Origin of the sequence: Mesorhizobium shonense, assembly GCF_040545255.1 — a bacterium.
GTDB classification, from domain to species: domain Bacteria; phylum Pseudomonadota; class Alphaproteobacteria; order Rhizobiales; family Rhizobiaceae; genus Mesorhizobium; species Mesorhizobium shonense.
On sequence record NZ_JBEPLM010000007.1, the window covers coordinates 60,192 to 76,781 of the forward strand.

At 56.4% G+C, this 16,590-nt stretch carries 11 protein-coding genes; 7 read left to right on the forward strand and 4 right to left on the reverse strand.

Annotated elements, in window-relative coordinates:
* Positions 1 to 8: 8 nt before the first annotated feature.
* From ABID26_RS18905 to ABID26_RS18915, 3 genes are all read right to left on the reverse strand, one after another.
* Positions 9 to 980, reverse strand: coding sequence for an NAD-dependent epimerase/dehydratase family protein (locus ABID26_RS18905; protein WP_127425066.1), 972 nt, complete (start codon positions 978 to 980; stop codon positions 9 to 11).
* Entirely contained in the window at positions 977 to 2,164 is a 1,188-nt protein-coding gene (locus ABID26_RS18910; RefSeq protein ID WP_292374044.1) for a glycosyltransferase family 2 protein, read from the reverse strand. Before ABID26_RS18910 ends, ABID26_RS18905 begins: the two co-directional genes overlap by 4 nt.
* A 455-nt stretch (positions 2,165 to 2,619) precedes the next feature.
* Positions 2,620 to 3,945, reverse strand: coding sequence for a polysaccharide biosynthesis/export family protein (locus tag ABID26_RS18915; RefSeq protein WP_354416040.1), 1,326 nt, complete (start codon positions 3,943 to 3,945; stop codon positions 2,620 to 2,622).
* A gap of 539 nt (positions 3,946 to 4,484) precedes the next feature.
* Here ABID26_RS18915 and ABID26_RS18920 point away from each other — a divergent pair.
* On the forward strand, positions 4,485 to 4,754 hold the full coding sequence (locus ABID26_RS18920) for an exopolysaccharide production repressor protein (RefSeq protein WP_127425069.1): 270 nt from the start codon (positions 4,485 to 4,487) through the stop codon (positions 4,752 to 4,754).
* A 430-nt stretch (positions 4,755 to 5,184) separates the two neighbouring features.
* Positions 5,185 to 7,068, forward strand: coding sequence for a Wzz/FepE/Etk N-terminal domain-containing protein (locus ABID26_RS18925; protein WP_292374047.1), 1,884 nt, complete (start codon positions 5,185 to 5,187; stop codon positions 7,066 to 7,068).
* 157 nt (positions 7,069 to 7,225) lie between these two features.
* Here the strand turns inward: ABID26_RS18925 and ABID26_RS18930 are convergent, their stop codons facing one another.
* On the reverse strand, positions 7,226 to 8,338 hold the full coding sequence (locus ABID26_RS18930) for a glycosyltransferase (RefSeq protein ID WP_292374049.1): 1,113 nt from the start codon (positions 8,336 to 8,338) through the stop codon (positions 7,226 to 7,228).
* A 377-nt stretch (positions 8,339 to 8,715) separates the two neighbouring features.
* On the opposite strand from ABID26_RS18930, the gene ABID26_RS18935 reads away from it, so the two are divergent.
* The 5 genes from ABID26_RS18935 to ABID26_RS18955 all read left to right on the forward strand — a co-directional run bounded on the left by ABID26_RS18935 (position 8,716) and on the right by ABID26_RS18955 (position 16,410).
* Positions 8,716 to 9,963, forward strand: a complete 1,248-nt coding sequence (locus ABID26_RS18935) for a glycosyltransferase (protein WP_354416041.1) — start codon at positions 8,716 to 8,718, stop codon at positions 9,961 to 9,963.
* A 158-nt stretch (positions 9,964 to 10,121) separates the two neighbouring features.
* On the forward strand, positions 10,122 to 11,339 hold the full coding sequence (locus ABID26_RS18940) for a glycosyltransferase (protein ID WP_292374272.1): 1,218 nt from the start codon (positions 10,122 to 10,124) through the stop codon (positions 11,337 to 11,339).
* A 100-nt stretch (positions 11,340 to 11,439) separates the two neighbouring features.
* Positions 11,440 to 12,582: a hypothetical protein gene (locus ABID26_RS18945; protein WP_292301943.1), complete on the forward strand. Its 1,143-nt coding sequence runs from the start codon at positions 11,440 to 11,442 to the stop codon at positions 12,580 to 12,582.
* Positions 12,583 to 12,658: 76 nt separating this feature from the next.
* Complete coding sequence (locus ABID26_RS18950; RefSeq protein WP_292374051.1) at positions 12,659 to 14,146, forward strand: lipopolysaccharide biosynthesis protein; 1,488 nt, start codon at positions 12,659 to 12,661, stop codon at positions 14,144 to 14,146.
* A 209-nt stretch (positions 14,147 to 14,355) separates the two neighbouring features.
* On the forward strand, positions 14,356 to 16,410 hold the full coding sequence (locus tag ABID26_RS18955) for a hypothetical protein (RefSeq protein WP_292374053.1): 2,055 nt from the start codon (positions 14,356 to 14,358) through the stop codon (positions 16,408 to 16,410).
* Positions 16,411 to 16,590: the final 180 nt, after the last annotated feature.

A 16,590-nucleotide genomic window follows, 5' to 3' on the forward strand; every position in this document is an offset into this window, starting at 1 on the left:
TGCCAGCTCTAGACTGCACGGGTTGCCCTCATTTCCGCAATTCCACCATTGACCTCAAACCAGCGCAAGGTGCGTACGACACCCTCTTCATAGGGCACTTTGCACGACCATCCCGGCAGGATTCTTCGGCACAGGGTCAGATCAGGACACCGGTTGGTCGGATCCTGCGGAGCCAAATCGCCATGAACAATTGTCGTGCCGGGAATCAGGCCTGCAACATACCGCGCGATCTCAAGCACCGAAATCTCCCGGTCGTTTCCTACGTTGACTGCTCCCACATGATTGAAGTTCTCCAGCCAGAACAGCCGTTCGAGTCCATCGACAATATCGTCGACATAGCCCCAACTGCGGGTTTGGCGACCATCGCCATGAACGACGATTGGCTTGCCGGCCAACGCATTGGCGATAAAGTTGGAAATAGCACGCCCATCATCGGCCCGGGTACGGGGACCGTAGACGTTAAAGAGTCTGGCAACCCGCACGTCGACACCACGAACGCGGTTGCTCTCGAAGAGGAGCGCCTCGGTGCAGCGCTTGCCTTCGTCGTAGGAAGAGCGCGGGCCCGTACAGTCCACTGACCCCCGATACGTCTCCGGCAGCGGGTTGACCAACGGATTTCCATAAACTTCCGAGGACGACGCAAAGCAAATCCGCCCACCCTTTTTGAGCAGCTTCAAGAGCCGCATAGCGCCAACCAGATTTGCTGAGACAGTACGCTCGGGCTCCTGCATATAGACCGGCGGCGACGCGGGCGACGCAAGATGAAAGATCTCGTCGAATTTGAGATCGGATTGGAAATGCTCCACCTCGGAGCGGACCAGCACTAGGCGTTGATCTCGGATATGGCCAACGTTTTCTGTCCTGCCGGTCCATAGGTTGTCGACCACAACCAGCAGGTCCAAATCGTTTCTTTTGAGAAGCCGGTCGACCAGGTGCGACCCGATGAATCCTGCTCCTCCAGCCAGCAACAGCTTCTTCATCTCATTTCTCGAAGGGGATGTAGGCTGTGCGAATTCGTGTCCTCGTTGGGCATTGCAAGGGTCCCTTCTTCGGGATGCCGCGTCAAATAGCCTCCGCTTGGTCCAAGCTTCTCGTCCATTGCAGCAAGATTGCTGAGCATCGCGCGGTAGCCGGCTTTCGCGGTGGTGCTCGCAAACTCATCGATAGGGTAGTCCCAAAAATTTCCCCTGATCTCCGAGCTGCGGTCCTCCTCGCTTTCCGGAAGGGGAAGCGCTCGCTTCGCATAGCGCAGGAAAATGGCTGCGAATGCAGCAACGAGTTTCGCGAACTGCACAGGTGACATTCCGGCGCAGTTCGTGGCGACCGCAGCAAACCGACGCGTCATGAGCCCAAGCTTGGCTATCTCGACATCGGTACGGAACATGGCATCCAGCAGGGCAGGCCTCACCGCCTCTGTGCAGCGGGCGAGGACGCTCTCGAGCACCATCCGACGCGAGATGAGCATTCGCACAAAATCTGCCGACATGTTCCCCGGCGTTCGGCGATATCCGACAAGATGCTCCTCAACAACGCCGAAACGGTATTTCGAGGCAATGCTCTGTTGGATGAAGAAGTCCTCGCAACCCTCTGCACCGCCCTCGCGAAGTCGCGAGGAATAGCCACCCATTTCGAAGAGAACGTTGCGCCGAAACATCGCCGAACTGCCGTTGCCGACGAAATTTTGTCCGAGATGCTGCATGAACACCCACCCACTCGGGTGCGTCTGCTTCGACGTGATGATCACCATATCATCGGCGTCAATCGTTCGGTAAAGTGTATAGACAAGCCCAAGATCATTGCCAGCCGCAGCGAAAACACGCAGCTGCTTTTCGAGCTTGGTCGGGTGCCAGAGGTCATCGGCGTCCACAGGTGCTATGAAGACGCCTTTGCTTGCCCTCACCCCCGCGTTCCGCGCCGATGCGACGCCACCATTGTTCTGCCGGAGCAACCTGATGCGCCAGTCGCCATCCGCCAGTCGTCGAACGATCGATGCTGTCCGGTCGGTCGAACCATCGTCAACGACTATTATTTCCATATTCCTATGCGTTTGGGCGAGCACGGACGCCAAGGTACGCTCGATGAATGGTTCTGCGTTGTAGGCAGGGATGATAACCGATACCAGCACATCGGCAGAGTGGTGTGAATTGCCGAACAAATCCCCCATCTCTAGTCGCGCCCGAGCGCACAGAACTGCGATCGCCCTAAGATTGGCCAGTACTGATTTTTGGACGATATCTTGAAAAGATAATCAAGCAGCCCGAAGTTCGCAAAGACCTGAGGGGAGAGTGACGGACTAAGTGTCATCTGAACGCTTCTCCGCTGGTGGGTGCGGGCGCAGGCAAAAACAAAAACGCTTTGCTTTTCAGCATTCTTCGTTTGCTGCTATCCCGCCGCAACGCTAGGCACGGGTGGCCGGGATGGTCGTTCACGGCATATATTAGCCGAAACTACTGTTCGCGCCAAGGAGTTGAAACTGAGGCGGCCATCCACTTCAAGGGCTCTGGCGCGGTCCGACTCCGCAAGGAAGCCAGTCTTGGCTGCTTTCGTCAGAAGACATGAGGGCAGCAGCTTGCTGGCTTTGCCCGGACGCCGAAGCGGGTGATCCAAACCATGCCATCGTTAGTTCGCGACCGCCGGCCCTGGCGGGGCCAGCAGCGTAATTGTGATGGTGTCGCCCGGAGCGAGCAGAGTATCTTCAGTCGCTTCTGTCGTCGCTGCCTTTCCGTCATTGGAATGGGTTATACCGATCGCAACCCGCCGGCCCCCTTCGGCCAAAAGGTCCTCGCGCAGCTGCCTCACGTAGGCGAGTTGTTTGGCCAACGAATCCATCTCAGCTCGCATTTGCGCCATTGCCGCGCGTTCAGTCTGCAAGTCAGCCAACTGGTCAATTCGGCTCTGGTCAGTAAGCTTCTCAAGGCTGCGCTGTAATTGCCCTTGGTCGCGCTCAAGTCGAGCGATCTCAGCGTTGGTTTGCAAAGCGCGGGTCGCTGACAAAAGCAATGCGCGTTGAGCATCGTTGACCCTGTCGATCTGGACCAGACCTTTTTCGAAGAGCTTCTTGAGGCGATCAAGTTCCACCGCATCCGCTGCCGCGCCCGCTTGATCCGTCTTCTGCTGCTCGTTCAGGTAACCCATCCGTTCTGCCCCCTTGGTGATGGCCAACTTGATTGATGCACGCTCCTTCTCCTGATCCGCATAAAGAGCTTCCATTTGCTTCTGCTCCTGCTCCAAGGCTTCGTCGTGACGACGTTCGAGGCTCGGGTCACGTTCTGAACCTGGCACCTCGATCGCCCTGGCGCCGCTCAACTGCGCTTCTATGCGAGCAGCTTTGATTTCGCTTTCTTGATACTTGATACGCACAACGTCGAGGCGGCCGCCAAGGTCCGCTGCTGTCAGTTCAGGGTTTTCGAGCTCACCACGACCGAGCTTATAGCCGCCGCCGGCCGCCACAGCTTGTCGGACAGTCATTCCTGGCCTGAAGACCTGAGTCCCAGGAGTGGCAATGTCCCCGTCGATATAGACGGGCCGGTATTCTTCAATATCAATTATAATCTGATCTGGGTAGAAATTAGTCCAACTCTCAGTGCCGTCGGCGGATCGCTGCGGCAGGGACTTCGGTTTTAGGACATCGATTACCTCCTTGCGGACATCCTCTATTGTCTTGCCAAGAACGTTTAGGGAACCCAGCACCGGCAACACAATAATACCGCTTTGGTCGATCACAGCCCGCTTTTGCATTTCGGGATTGCCTATCACCGCGAAACCGATCACGTCGCCGGTCTGCAGACGATACCCACCGACATTATATTCCCCTCCTAGAGCAAGGCCATTCGACAGATTTGCCCATGCGAACAACAAAAACATACTTATAGGCCCGGCACAACTGTCGGCCCGCATCCGCTGTTCCTGAACTCGGAATCGTCCCCTCAAAGCTTTGTCACTCATGCTCCGTTGCCTGCTAACTGTTCTCAACTACACCGGCCACAGATCGGCAACGATCGCGTTTCGAAACGGCTGGCAGTGATAGACATAACAAATCTACTTCCAACCCTTGCCGCAACCCATTGAATGGATCGAGGTGCGGGTATGAAACAGCAGATCTGCTACTCCATCCTGTCATGAAAATATCGAGTGCGCTGTGCCCATGGTCACAGTGCCTGTCGCCGATATGCCTCAGTTATCCTAATTAAAGCTCGGTACGACGTCGTGCCGACGGAAGAGTTGGACGGGAACCAACCGTTCACCGAGGTTTCGGACAGTGGTCGAAACGCGAGCTACATCCGCGAGCGCAAGAAAGGCCTAAGCGGCATTGATCCCTGGGGCGCGGCCGCCATGTCCGCCGAAAGCGTTCTTGGCAAAGGTTGGCGCATATTCGCATCTGCTAACATTTGATCACTCTAGCCGTTCCGATATGTTATGATGGTTAATGGGCTAAGGGTTGATGGCCAGGAGCGCATCACGCGAGCGACTGCAAGTGGGAAGCGATGTCCTTTTTGCTTTTTTTGCGTGGCTTTATCATAGTACTGTTGGCATTCGCTATCAGTACATATTTGCTTACCGCCTCGCTCTGGAGCACGTTTGTTCAAACGGCAATTTGTGGGATCTTGATACAGATTGGGTATTTTGTTGCGGTCATGCTGATGGTGTGGCGCTCGGTTTCCAAGGAATCCGTGATTGAGAAGGCAGACATCCAGCGGGATGAGTCCGAAAGGGAGCAACTGCGGAGCCACTTAGCACATAAGGCGGACCAATAGACTTTGGGTGTTTAGTGCAGGACTATCAGCAGGATGACACCCCACACTACGATACAAAATGTGACTGCGGCCTGTCTTATTCGGACACTGGAGAGGCGTTCCGCGAAGCGCCAAAGGCGCCCAGCAGTCTTACGGTGCGCCTGTGATCGACGAGGCATTCCAATCGAGATCCCTGTGTCCGGGGATCTCTTGCCCAGATGTTTTGCCATTTGGCAATACGACTCCACTTCTTCGCTTGGTAGGATCGCACGACGTGCAGCGGAATTGTGGCCAGTCGGAGCACGGCGGGAATTCGCGCTCTTGGGCAAGGGTGGGCTGATGCCCCATGCTCCGCAGGCGGCGATGCTGAATTTGAAGACATTTGGTCAGATAACGTGGTATTGGTCACTCCCTAGCCGCTGCCAGTCTCATCCCACGGGTTTGAAGGCTTATGCTCCGCGAAGTTGAAAATCGACACCCGGATCCTGCCTTCATATTCGGCGATCCTCAGGCGGGAACGATTGATCTCGAAACACTCGTGGCGGCAGCGCGACGGCAGTTGGGGTTCGTCCTGGCATGCGCGCTCGCAGGCCTTGTGCTGGGGCTGGTTTATCTTCGGGTCGAAGTGCCCTTGTACGAGTCGACGGCCAGAATCCTAATCGACAAGGACCAGCCAGCCGTCGTAACCCAGTTAACAGAAAGCGGAAGCTCCACACAGCTTGACCCGATGATGCTGAGCCAGGTCGAATTGTTGCGTTCCGATCGCATCGGGCTAAAGGTCGTTGACAGCCTCGGTCTTGCTACCGATCGCTCTTTCTTGTCAGCGCCGTATTCGGTGCGCGATATTCTTACAGGATTGGTCGCCCGGGTGGTGCGGTCATTCGTCGGCAGTTCCCAACAAGATGAGGCGCCAGCAACGGTGAAATCGAGTGCGGCGCCAGCACCCGATCCTCGATGGCAGGCATTTGGCATTCTGGCTGAGAATACAACGGTTGATCGTGTAAGCGGTACTTACATTCTGCAAGTCCAATTTTGGTCGCCTAGAGCCGAAATGGCGCAAAAAATAGCCAGTAAGTATGCCGAAATCTATATCTCTGACCAAGTCGAAGCCAAAGACGAGTCGATTGTCCGAGCCCGCGGGGCATTGGCGGAAGAGCTCGAGACGGTGCGCAAGCGATCGGTCGACGCCGAGCTCGCAGTCCAAAAGTTCCGAACAGACAACACGCTGACCAAGGAAACGCTGGTTACCTTGAGCCAGCTCGAACTTGAGGCGTCTTCTCTCAAGGCGCAATATGAACAGGTCCTGCAGCAGCACCAAGCGAGCCTACAGAACTTGTCGATGGCGTTGACAGAGGCGCGGATTATCTCGGAGGCACCATACCCCAGCAGCCCGAGTTCTCCGAACCGTAGTCTTGTGTTGGCGATCTGCGTCATGCTCGGCGGCATGATTGGCGCCGGCTTGGGCGGAATTCGGGAATACCGGGAGCGCTTTTTCCGCACGACGGCCCAAGTGCGCGATGAGCTCGGACTTGACACGCTCGGAATGATCCCATTGCTGGACGGGAAGCCAATTAGTCGGAACAAGCGTGATCCTGCGGACGGAGAGCCGTCATTCATCGAGGTGGGGAACAGCGCTTTCAGCTGGGTAGAGCAACATCCGCACTCGGAATTCGCCGAAGCGATGCGATCGGTGAAAGTCGCTGTTGATGTCGAGTTACCAAGGAAGAGCACCAAGGCGATTGGCATTGTTTCCTGCCTCCCGGGAGAAGGGAAATCGCTGGTCGCGGCTAATCTTGCATTGGTTCTTGCTATACAGCGTTGTAGGACGCTGTTGATCGATGCTGACATCCACAATCCGGGCTTGTCGCCGATGTTAGCCAATGGTTGGGAACGAGGCCTGGCCAACTTGTTGGCTGGAGACTTCAATGCGACAGATTTGCTGGCCCATCGATCATTGCCATTGCGGTTCCTGCCCGGAGTGAACCAGAGCCAACAAAAGCTCGCAAAAACGATGCAGCCTATCGAGAAAATGGGCGACTTTCTGCTCAAGGCAGGCTCTACGTTCAATTACGTCGTCGTTGATTTGCCCCCGTCGGCTCCAGTCGCGGATGTGAGGTCGCTTGTCCAGCACCTCGACGGACTTGTCCTAGTTGTTGAATGGGGTGAGACCGCTCGTACATTCGTGCGAGAATGCCTCAACAAAAATCCGATCCTTGCGGAAAAGTGTATAGGCGTTCTGCTTAACAAGGTCGATACGAAAAGAGTCAGGATGTATCAAAAGTTCGGTAGTGCGGAATTTTATAGAGAGCGCTATAGTAAGTATTACAAGACTTAGTTGTGGTGCAAGCATTCCCCCCTTCGAGATGCAAGGAAAGGGTGTTGTACGTGCTGGACCAGGCCATCTCGGCAATACATTGTCCATCAGGCTGGAGAAAGTCAGGTCGAGAACCACGTCGGACGGAGTTCACGTTCAGCGTGGCTTATGCCGGCCCTTAAATTCCGCCACCCAACACCGCCGAAGCGCGGACACGCAAAGCACCCGGCGAATAGGCCTGCAGCATATCCTGTCGTGCCTGTATTCCGATTTTCTTGCGGAGCGTTTCATCGCCCATAAGCACCAGTGCCTGCGTCAGCGCCATCTCGGCTGAGGGAACAGCAAGCTTCAGCATATTCTCTCCATCGATCCCGTAATCCCGGATACCGCCGACGTCGGTCGCGATCACCGGAAGGCCGGCAAGCATCGCCTCGGCGACGGCGATGCAAAACCCTTCCGTATCGGACAGGCTGATGAAGATGTCACGATCACCGGCTAGCTCGTACCAGCGCGCGACATACCCATGGAAGTGCACGCGATCTCCAATGCCGAACTCATCCGCCAAGCGCGAAAGCGCCTGCCGTTCCGGCCCGTCGCCGTAAAGATCGAGGCTTGCAGAAACGCTGCGATCTTGGAGCATTCGGATAGCCTCGATCAGGCGGTCAAAGTTCTTCAGCGGGATAAGCCGTCCGGCAGTAGCAAGGCGCAAGGGTGTGTGAAGCGCGTAATCGCGCTTGTGGCTGGAAGCCTCATGGGAGCAAAACAGAGGCACGATATGCGACCGGCGCTTGCGCGGCAGGAAGTATGCTTGCGTCTCCTGCAGCGTACTTTCGCAGTCAGCCCAGATTTCATCGACGCGCCAGGACAACGCCTTGAGCACAGGGCCATAAACGGCTGCGGCGCGTCGGGAGCGGTAGCGGTAGCGGCTGGTGTGTTCGAATGAAACGCAGTGCACCCAGGGAGCAAACATCGCGGCAAGCCGTCCCAGGAGATTGGCCTGTTTGAGCGACAACGCAACCATATCCGGCCGCCACTCGCGGATGAGGCGCAAAGTTACAAAGAACGTGCCCACGTAGGTGCGAAAGGAAGCCTCTTCACGCTGCGAAGTTAGGATAAGATTGTGCTGTCCGATTTGTGCGGCGATTTCATCGGCAAGTGCCCCCCCACGACCGCGGCAACAGGCGAGAATCTTCAGCTGGTGGCCGTTGAAAAATCCCGCTTGCAGCAACGTGAGCAGCCCGTGCTCGGCGCCACCTGGATCGAATCCGTAGATAAAGTAAAGAATTCGCATGTGATTGTGGAAGTTTTCCGATTATCTTGTACCCTCAATACTGCCCGATCGTGTGTGAGGAATTCTCCAACGCTTGTGGTGAGACCGATGATGCGGGTCGGGGGATCTCTCTCAGTTCGTGCAACCGCGTTACAGCAGAAATAGTAGACCACAAATAATCATTCCGATGTGCCCGGGGTAACAGCGACATGTCTCTGAGGGATTTAAATTAAATAAGCTCAATCTGACCGACTGGATGACTCCCTCCTTCCAAACAAGGAGAAGAGACATAACAGGATTCCGGGTGTTCGGCATGCGGCATGCACGCGCCGATGTGTTGGTTGGGCATGGGAACGAACCTAGCAATCTGCTGGGTCCAGCGCGATCGGTGCGGCGATATGAAAGCGCGGGATGCGGAAGCAAAGATCGACATGAGGCACCGGCTGCGGATCGTCCATGTCATTACCCGTCTCATCAATGGCGGTGCTGATGAGAATACAGTCCAATCCTGCAATTGGGCCGCGCAACGAGGACATGATGTTGTCCTGCTGCATGGCGAGGCGGTCCATCCGGAAATCATGGCTAAAGTTGATCCGCGGGTGAAACTCATTGCTGTCCCGGCCTTGACCCGGTCCATTTCGCCCGCCTCCGATCTGAGGGCGTTGTTGGCGCTTACCCGGACAATCCGGGCCCTGAATGCTGACATCGTGCATACGCACACCAGTAAGGCAGGCATTCTCGGACGTTTCGCGGCATGGGCGGCGGGAGTTTCAGCAATCGTTCATGGCGTGCATATCGTGCCTTTTGTCAATGTCGGCTTTGCCGAGCGGTTTGCCTATCTCGCCTTGGAAAAGCTGGCAGCGCCAGTCACCAGTGCGTTCATTAGCGTGAGCGCTGGCATCCGTGACCTGTGCTTGAATGCAGGAATGGGGCGTCCGGACAAACATTATGTCGTCCATTCCGGATTCGATCTCGATCGTTTTCGCCACGCCGGTCCGCCCGATGATTGGCGCGATTTGTTGCGCTTGACACCAGGCGCCCCGCGGCCGCCGGTGCTCTTGATGATAGCAGCATTCGAGCCACGCAAGCGACACACGGAATTTCTGGATGCTTTCAAGAAGGCCGAGGCCCGCTTGCCCGACGCGGTGCTTGTGCTCGCGGGCGACGGCCCGCTTCACTCGGTCGTCGAATCGCGGGCCAAATCGCTCGGGCTAGAGCGCCGAGTTGTCTTTACCGGTTATCGAAGCGACCCCGAGCGGCTGATCGCACTGGCGGATCTCTGCCTGCTCTGTTCCATGCGGGAGGGATTGCCCCGCGCGGTCATGCAATATCTCGCCGGCGGCAAGCCTTGTGTCGTTTGCGATCTGCCGGGTCTTCGCGAAGTGTTGCGTCCTGGGATCAACGGTGTGATTACACCCGCGCACGATTTGGCAGCCATGGCCGACGCCATTGCGGCCCTGCTGGAGGATCGTGAAACGCTGTCTTGCCTCGCCCAAGGTGCCGCGGCGACCGATCTTTCGAACTGGGGCGCCAAGCTGATGGGCAAGCGGATCGATGCCATTTACCGCAAAGTTCTTGACCAGCATCGGGCAAGCAAGGGAGTGTCGACAAGCCGTCCTGCTCGAAATATAGCGCTTCCGCGATGAAGGGGTTAGATCTTCAGCTTTACTGCGATCGGTAGGTTATCGGATGGATAGCATTTAAGGCACCGTGCGTTGTTCTAGACAATAAGAGGTTCGGTGCCCTGAAAGGCGATAAAAGAGTGGCACCTTCTCTTTTGCAAGTGGGATGAGTTGTAATCTTGGTGGCCGCCATCGTCTCGAGGAACGTTGTTCGGCGGATGGATATGATTGTAAGAGAAAACCTCCCGCCAGCCGAAGCTCGGGTTCTGCTGGTGCTCCCAACCTATTTTCCTGAGTCATATGGCGGCGCCGAGCATCAGACGCGGCGATTTGCCCGGGTCCTGGTTGAAAGGGGGGTTGCCGTAACCATCATGGCACCCAGATTGTCGCGATCGACGCCGAAGAGGTCCTTCATCGACGGTGTGCCCATCCAGCGCCTTCGCCTGCGCGCGGCGCCCAATCTAGGCGGGCGGCGTATGCTGTCGTTCCTGTCGTGGTGCGGGCAGGTTGCAATTTGGATGCTGCGCCATCGCGGTGAATTCGATGTCGTATACATCATCCATGCCCGACTTCACGCCGTTCCGGCGGCATTGGCAGGAGCCCTCCTGCGCAAACCGGTTATCGCAAAATTGGGCCGGGGCGGACGGTGTTTCGATCTCGACGTTGTGCGGGAAAAGAAAATCATCGGCCGTTGGGCCTCCGCACTGATCAAGCGTCGCGTCACGGCCTTCATCGCCAATAGTCGCCAAATCGCTGCTGATCTGAAGAGACATGGCATCGACGCGCATCGCATTTATATGATCCCCAATGGGATTGAGCTGCCCCGCGAGCAGCGCTGGGAGCCGAGCGCCGATGGCAGCCGACGCTTTATCTGCCTTGGGCGCCTCGACCCCGAAAAATGCCTTGAGCACATGATCGATGCGTTCGCGACACTTCCAGCCGAGGCAAAGGCGCAACTCACTATCCTGGGCGACGGCCAGTGCCGTGCCACTCTTGAGGAACAGGCGGCCCGGCTGGGCCTTTCAGGCAGGGTTATATTCGCCGGCGCGATCGAAGATGTCTTTCCCTTTCTGTGGGAGGCTGACTTCTATCTTTCCACCTCCGCCTCGGAAGGCATGTCAAACGCGCTGCTCGAGGCTATGAGCTGCGGCGTAGTGCCGATCATCACCGACGTTAGCGGTGCGTCCGACATTGTGGAGCATGAGCGCAGCGGCTTTTTGGCTCGCTCGCATGCGGAGTTTTGCGGACTACTCCTTCGCGCGCTTGGCCTGTCGGAAACCAAGCGCGATGAAATGGGACGGCAAGCCGTGAACACCATCACAATGCGCTTCAGCATGGAGAGGGTCGCCCGAGAGCAAATGAGTCTCCACGCCACGCTTATGCAGAGAGCATTGCCATGAGCCCGCTTAAGTTTGCCTGCGGGCCGACGTGGCGGAGTCTCAAGGCTGATGCCAGCTTTGCTGGCTTTCGTTTTGCTCAAACGTGCGGGTAGAAGATCACATGAGGCTCATCCTTCATATTGGCACGCATAAAACGGGAAGCACTGCGTTACAGCATTTCCTGTCCGCAAATGGAAAAGGGCTGGGCGATCATGGTATATGCTACGCCTCGCCAATTCATGAGTTTAATTTCAACAGCATTGCCAATACGTTTCTAAAAGATGGATCGGAGAAATTCCGATATTTCCTTCTCAAGAACCTGGGAAAGGCAGAGCGAAACGGAGCACACACAATCATCGCAAGCTCCGAAAATCTTTATGCTATGGTTCGGTATCTGCGGCGCTTTAAAACCGAGGAAACGAGCGCGGAGGCCCTTGCAAAAGAGCGCCATCTCATCGAGCGGTTGCGCGCCGCAATCCCTGGCCATGTAGAATGCCACGTACTATGCTACGTACGTAGACCCGATCATTATCTCGAATCTCTGTACAATCAAAACGTGAAGCGGGGAGATCTTCTTACCGGCGATGTTATCGACTTTCTCAACGCAATTAATGATATTCTGGACTACCATAGCTATCTATCCATCTGGCGCGACGTCTTTGGGAGCCGCGCCTGTTCGGTACGCACATACGAAGCGGCGCTGCCAAATCTGATCGATGATTTCGTGAGACATGTTCTTGGTATTGGGGATATCTCCGCTTTCACGCAGCCGCATCTTCGTGCAAACGAGCGGCTTAGCCGAGATGTTCTGGAATATAAGCGCGCTAGAAATGAGCATATTCCTTATTCAGAGAGCAAATTGGAGCGTAGGGTATACGCAATGGTAGACAAGAGAATAACAGGCACCAACAATAATCACCAATATCTCGCTCCCGACGAAAGGGCCGCTCTTCTTTCCAGGCTGGAACCGTGCATGGAGCGGCTACGAAGGGAATTCGCTCTGCCGCCCTTTCCGCCGTTCAACCTCGAAGCGGCCAAGGCGTCCTGGCAGCCTTATCCGGGACTTTCGCCCGAGAAGAGACGAGAGATCGAATTCCACTATAATGCAGTCCAACGCCTCATCGGCTTCCGTCTGGAACGCCTTCTCATGCGGGGGGCGGCCTTGACGCGCAGGCGGTTGCCATTTCTCTCATGGCTTCTCGATTTTGCGCGCGGCAGCGGAATACGCAGATTGCTACTGGAGGTAACAAGTCGGTTTCAGTGAACCAGTGCTGCCGTGATTGCTTTTCGTTCCCTTGAGCCGGCTGCAGTCAAGTGCATTGTTCTTAGAGTCGAAGCCCGTGAACGAACACCGGAATTTGACACGCGAGGCTGCCCGGGGACTTTCCTGGTCGGGGAGCGCACTGCTGACCCGAACCTTGTTGAATGTCCTGGTCACGGCGGCTCTCGCGCGCCTGCTCTCCCCGCGAGAATACGGCGTTGTCGGCGCTGCGCTGATCGTCGTGGCCATCGCCAATAACATTGCCAATCTTGGTATGTCGCAAGTCGTGATCCAGCGGAGCGATCTCGAAAAGCGCCATATGGGAACAGTGGCATTCCTCTCGCTGCTCATCGCCGCAGGCCTGGCTGTGCTTCAATGGGTGTTCGCAGGCGCGATCGCCGATTTCTTTCGTGTGCCGGAACTCGAGCTTGTCAGCCGGGTGCTGGCGTTCAGCATGTTCGCAAACGCATTCAATCTCGTGGCCGAGGCGGCTCTCTCTCGGAACTTGAAGTTCAAATTGTCTTCGACTGCGAATTTGGCGGCTTGGATCATCGCCAATGTCGGCTTGGCTATTCCGCTCGCCTATCTTGGACTGAGCTATTGGGCGTTGGTGATCGCCTGCATCGCCCAAGCATTCATCCTTGCAGGAATCTATATTTTTGCGGCTCGACAATACCTCGTCAGGCCAGGCTTCGACTTGCAGTCTTATCGCGATATCCGCAGCCAGAGCCTGGGTTTTTCGCTGACTGGCATATCGACCTTCACCGCAAAATATATCGACAATGTAATTGTCGCTCGGTTGATCGGTACTACAGAGCTTGGCATTTATTCACGATCGTATTATCTGATCGCGATGCCGGCAAATCTGTTCGGAAATCTGAACAAGAGCGTAGTTTTCCCAATCCTTGCGAAGGTTCAGCATGATAAGGCACGGCTACGCAGCGCTCAGCTCAAGGGGTATGCGTTGACTGCTGCGCTCTCTATACCGACTAGCGCGTTTCTGTGCTGTTTTGCAAAAGAGCTTGTTCTGACAGTCCTCGGCCCGAAATGGATGGATGCCGTCGTTCCCATAACGATATTCTCCGCAGCAATTTATTTTCGCTTGGGTTACAGAGTGTGCGGAGCCGTGACGCTCGCGACTGGCCAAAGTTATCGAACGGCCTCCATGGCCCTCATCTACATGGCTTTGGTCGCCTCATTTGCGTTCTTTTCGGCGCCTTACGGCGTTAATGTGGTGGCGTTTGCAGTGTCTGGTGCCATTGCGATTAGCTTCTTTCTGTATGCGGCAATCACTTGTCGGATGACGGGATTGTCAGCTCTGGATTTCGCGCTCGTCCATGTACCGCCCGTCGCGTTCGCCGCTGTCGTGTTCGCCATCGGCTCTTCGGTCAAAATGCTACTCGCCGGATGGCCCGATTATCTTGTGCTCGCGACCGGGCTTTTCGTCACAGGTACATTGTCCGTTGCCATTCTCTATCTGAGAGCGTCGCTCCTCTTCGGGAAATATGGTGTGAAGGTCCTGCAATCCCTGACACCCAGGAAAGCGAAATGGATCAGATTTGCGTAGTGCACGCGACCCGCATTTTTACCGGGTCCCCTACCATCTGGGCGGTCAGCATCTGGTTTCCATCAGGCGCGTTTTGCCGCCTGTCGTCGAGACGACGAAGCGCGGCTCTATGATATGCCGCGGGCAGGCGAGGAGAGAAGCGCAATAGCGGGTAACGGGGGTCCACGGTGGACTCTCGCCCCGAAACCAGAGGCTATTGGCACACGACAATGACCAACCGCATTTCTCGCCGGGATCTGGCGCGGGCCGCATGCGCCGCGCTTGTGCTGACTGCAACCGGTCGCCCGGGACGAGACGCTCGCGCCGCCGGTTCGGAGCCAGGCTCGCAGCCGAAAGCTGATTCCTGGCACCTCGATCTGCCTCCGGAAATGATCGTGAAATCGTGGGTTCAGGAGGATCTAGCCGACGGCGAAGTCGCCTCGTGGCAATCCGGCGGCGTGAAGCCGGTGGCTGCGGTGCAAGCCGAGCCCAGTCTGCGCCCAACAAAGCTTCCGAATAATGGCGGCGTTCTCTTCGAGAAGGGCACGAAACAGGCATTAGCATGGGCGGTCGATAATGATGCCCCGTACCTTCACCGCTGGTGGGTCGTGATTGCCCGGTGCAATTCGGCGGTAAACGCCGTTGCCAATAATATTTCCGTTCTTTGCGTCAATGGAGCAGAGGGCGGCTCGCTGCACCGCCAGCCTCGGGTTTGTTTTAAGCCCAGGGCAGGGACATTCGTTTCGCAGCTCCATGACGGCAAGCTCAAGAGCGAGGAAGGACAATGCTCGACGGATTTTGGCGACTGGAATGTCATGGTCGGGTACCGCCGCGGATTCGTGATGCAGGCCGTGGTGAATGGGGTCAAGACAGCCGGTCAGACCATTTATGCATTGGCTTCCAACCGGATGAAATCGCAAAGCTTCATGGGCGACGTGAACGATCCGATGAGGGCCGATGTAGCGATCGACTGCGTCATCATCGGACAAAGCGAACTGGATGACTCGCAGATCGACATGCTGATGGGATGGGGCATGTGGCGCGTCGGCCGGCAATCCGCCTTGCCCGACGATCATCAATATCGCCAGAGTCCTCCTTCAGCCGTGGACGCGAACAGCAAACCGGCGCGTTACGCATTCGATCCAGCCTTTTGGGCATCCTGGGCAGCCATCGGCAATGAGCGATATGCTCATCGTGGCGAGGCGGCGTCCCCGATCAGCGGTTACACAACGGTTTTTCTTGACGACTTCGATTCCAACACAGTTGTCGATGATTCCAAAGGCGCGCAAGGCAGCATCTGGTACGCGCCGACCCATCTAGCGGGTATCGGTGTTGACGCTGATGCCCAGCGGATCTCGGCGTCGCCCTCCTCATATGTGCACGACCCCGCCAGCCATACGCTGGCGCTCCGGCTCTTAAATAACGGCCGCTGGAGAACAGGTGCGTTCTCATCCGTGAACAACAATGGCCAGGGGCGGTGTTGGGGAAAGGGGATTTTTGAGATCCGCGCCAGACTGCCGAAGATCGCAGCGCCCCGTCCCGGATTTTTTCCTGCCTTTTGGGCGTATGGCAAGGAGCATCTATTCTGGCGGACGCGCAATCGTCTTGAGACGGACTTTTGGGAATATGACGGTCTCGATGGGGCTTATATCAACATCAGCCAGCACGTGCACAAGCCCAGACTCGGCTATGCAGATCCGCAAGTCGCGGCACATGACGTGCACCGGAAAATCGCCGGCTATCAAATCGATCCATCGAATGGCTTCCCCGAGACGATCGACATATACGATGGCGAATTTCATACTTGGTACGCGCGGATCGAGGATGACTACAGCTATTTCGTGATCGACGGCTATGAAGTGGCGCGCGTTCCGACGACGCCGGAACTCACAGCGAAAAAATACATCATGGTGGATTTCGCTTACGACGAAAATAAGGGTCAGGCTCAGCCGGACCCGTCGCAGACTTATGACATGGTCATTGACTATATAAAGGTCCGGCAGACCGAAGCGGATCTGGCTAGGATCCCGCCGGGCTTCAGCGCATTGCCGGCCTTCTCGGGCAAAGCGTCACCGGGCCAAGCGCTGACCGTCGCGCCGAACGTGATTGCGTCCCAAATAGAGTATCTCTGGTATCGTGACGGCATTCCGATCGTGGGCGAAACCGGCACAAGCTATGAGCTCAGCTCAAGGGATGTCGGGCATAAGCTTCGCTGCCATGTTCGCGCGGTCTCTGTGCTCGACCAGCCAGAAGCGTGGACCCCGGAAAGCAAGACCGTCCGTTAGGCCGCATCGATTGCGCGCCGTCAGGATCATCATCACTTCCGTCGGACCGGCCTAGTGAGCCCTGCTGCCAACTAACCCGAAACCGCAGGCAAGGAGGATGAGTTTTCCCCATAGGCACGACGAGGCCCCTCATAACCGCCTTGTCCGCAGGGTTATCGCATTTCCAAGAGATTGCGGTCG

What these genes read in the sequence shown, in the direction of transcription:
- ABID26_RS18905 (WP_127425066.1), bottom strand. Translation starts at nt 980, where the DNA reads ATGAAGAAGCTGTTGCTGGCTGGAGGAGCAGGATTCATCGGGTCGCAC.
- ABID26_RS18910 (WP_292374044.1), bottom strand. Translation starts at nt 2,164, where the DNA reads ATGGGGGATTTGTTCGGCAATTCACACCACTCTGCCGATGTGCTGGTA.
- ABID26_RS18915 (WP_354416040.1), bottom strand. Translation starts at nt 3,945, where the DNA reads ATGAGTGACAAAGCTTTGAGGGGACGATTCCGAGTTCAGGAACAGCGG.
- ABID26_RS18920 (WP_127425069.1), top strand. Translation starts at nt 4,485, where the DNA reads ATGTCCTTTTTGCTTTTTTTGCGTGGCTTTATCATAGTACTGTTGGCA.
- ABID26_RS18925 (WP_292374047.1), top strand. Translation starts at nt 5,185, where the DNA reads ATGCTCCGCGAAGTTGAAAATCGACACCCGGATCCTGCCTTCATATTC.
- ABID26_RS18930 (WP_292374049.1), bottom strand. Translation starts at nt 8,338, where the DNA reads ATGCGAATTCTTTACTTTATCTACGGATTCGATCCAGGTGGCGCCGAG.
- ABID26_RS18935 (WP_354416041.1), top strand. Translation starts at nt 8,716, where the DNA reads ATGAAAGCGCGGGATGCGGAAGCAAAGATCGACATGAGGCACCGGCTG.
- ABID26_RS18945 (WP_292301943.1), top strand. Translation starts at nt 11,440, where the DNA reads ATGAGGCTCATCCTTCATATTGGCACGCATAAAACGGGAAGCACTGCG.
- ABID26_RS18955 (WP_292374053.1), top strand. Translation starts at nt 14,356, where the DNA reads ATGACCAACCGCATTTCTCGCCGGGATCTGGCGCGGGCCGCATGCGCC.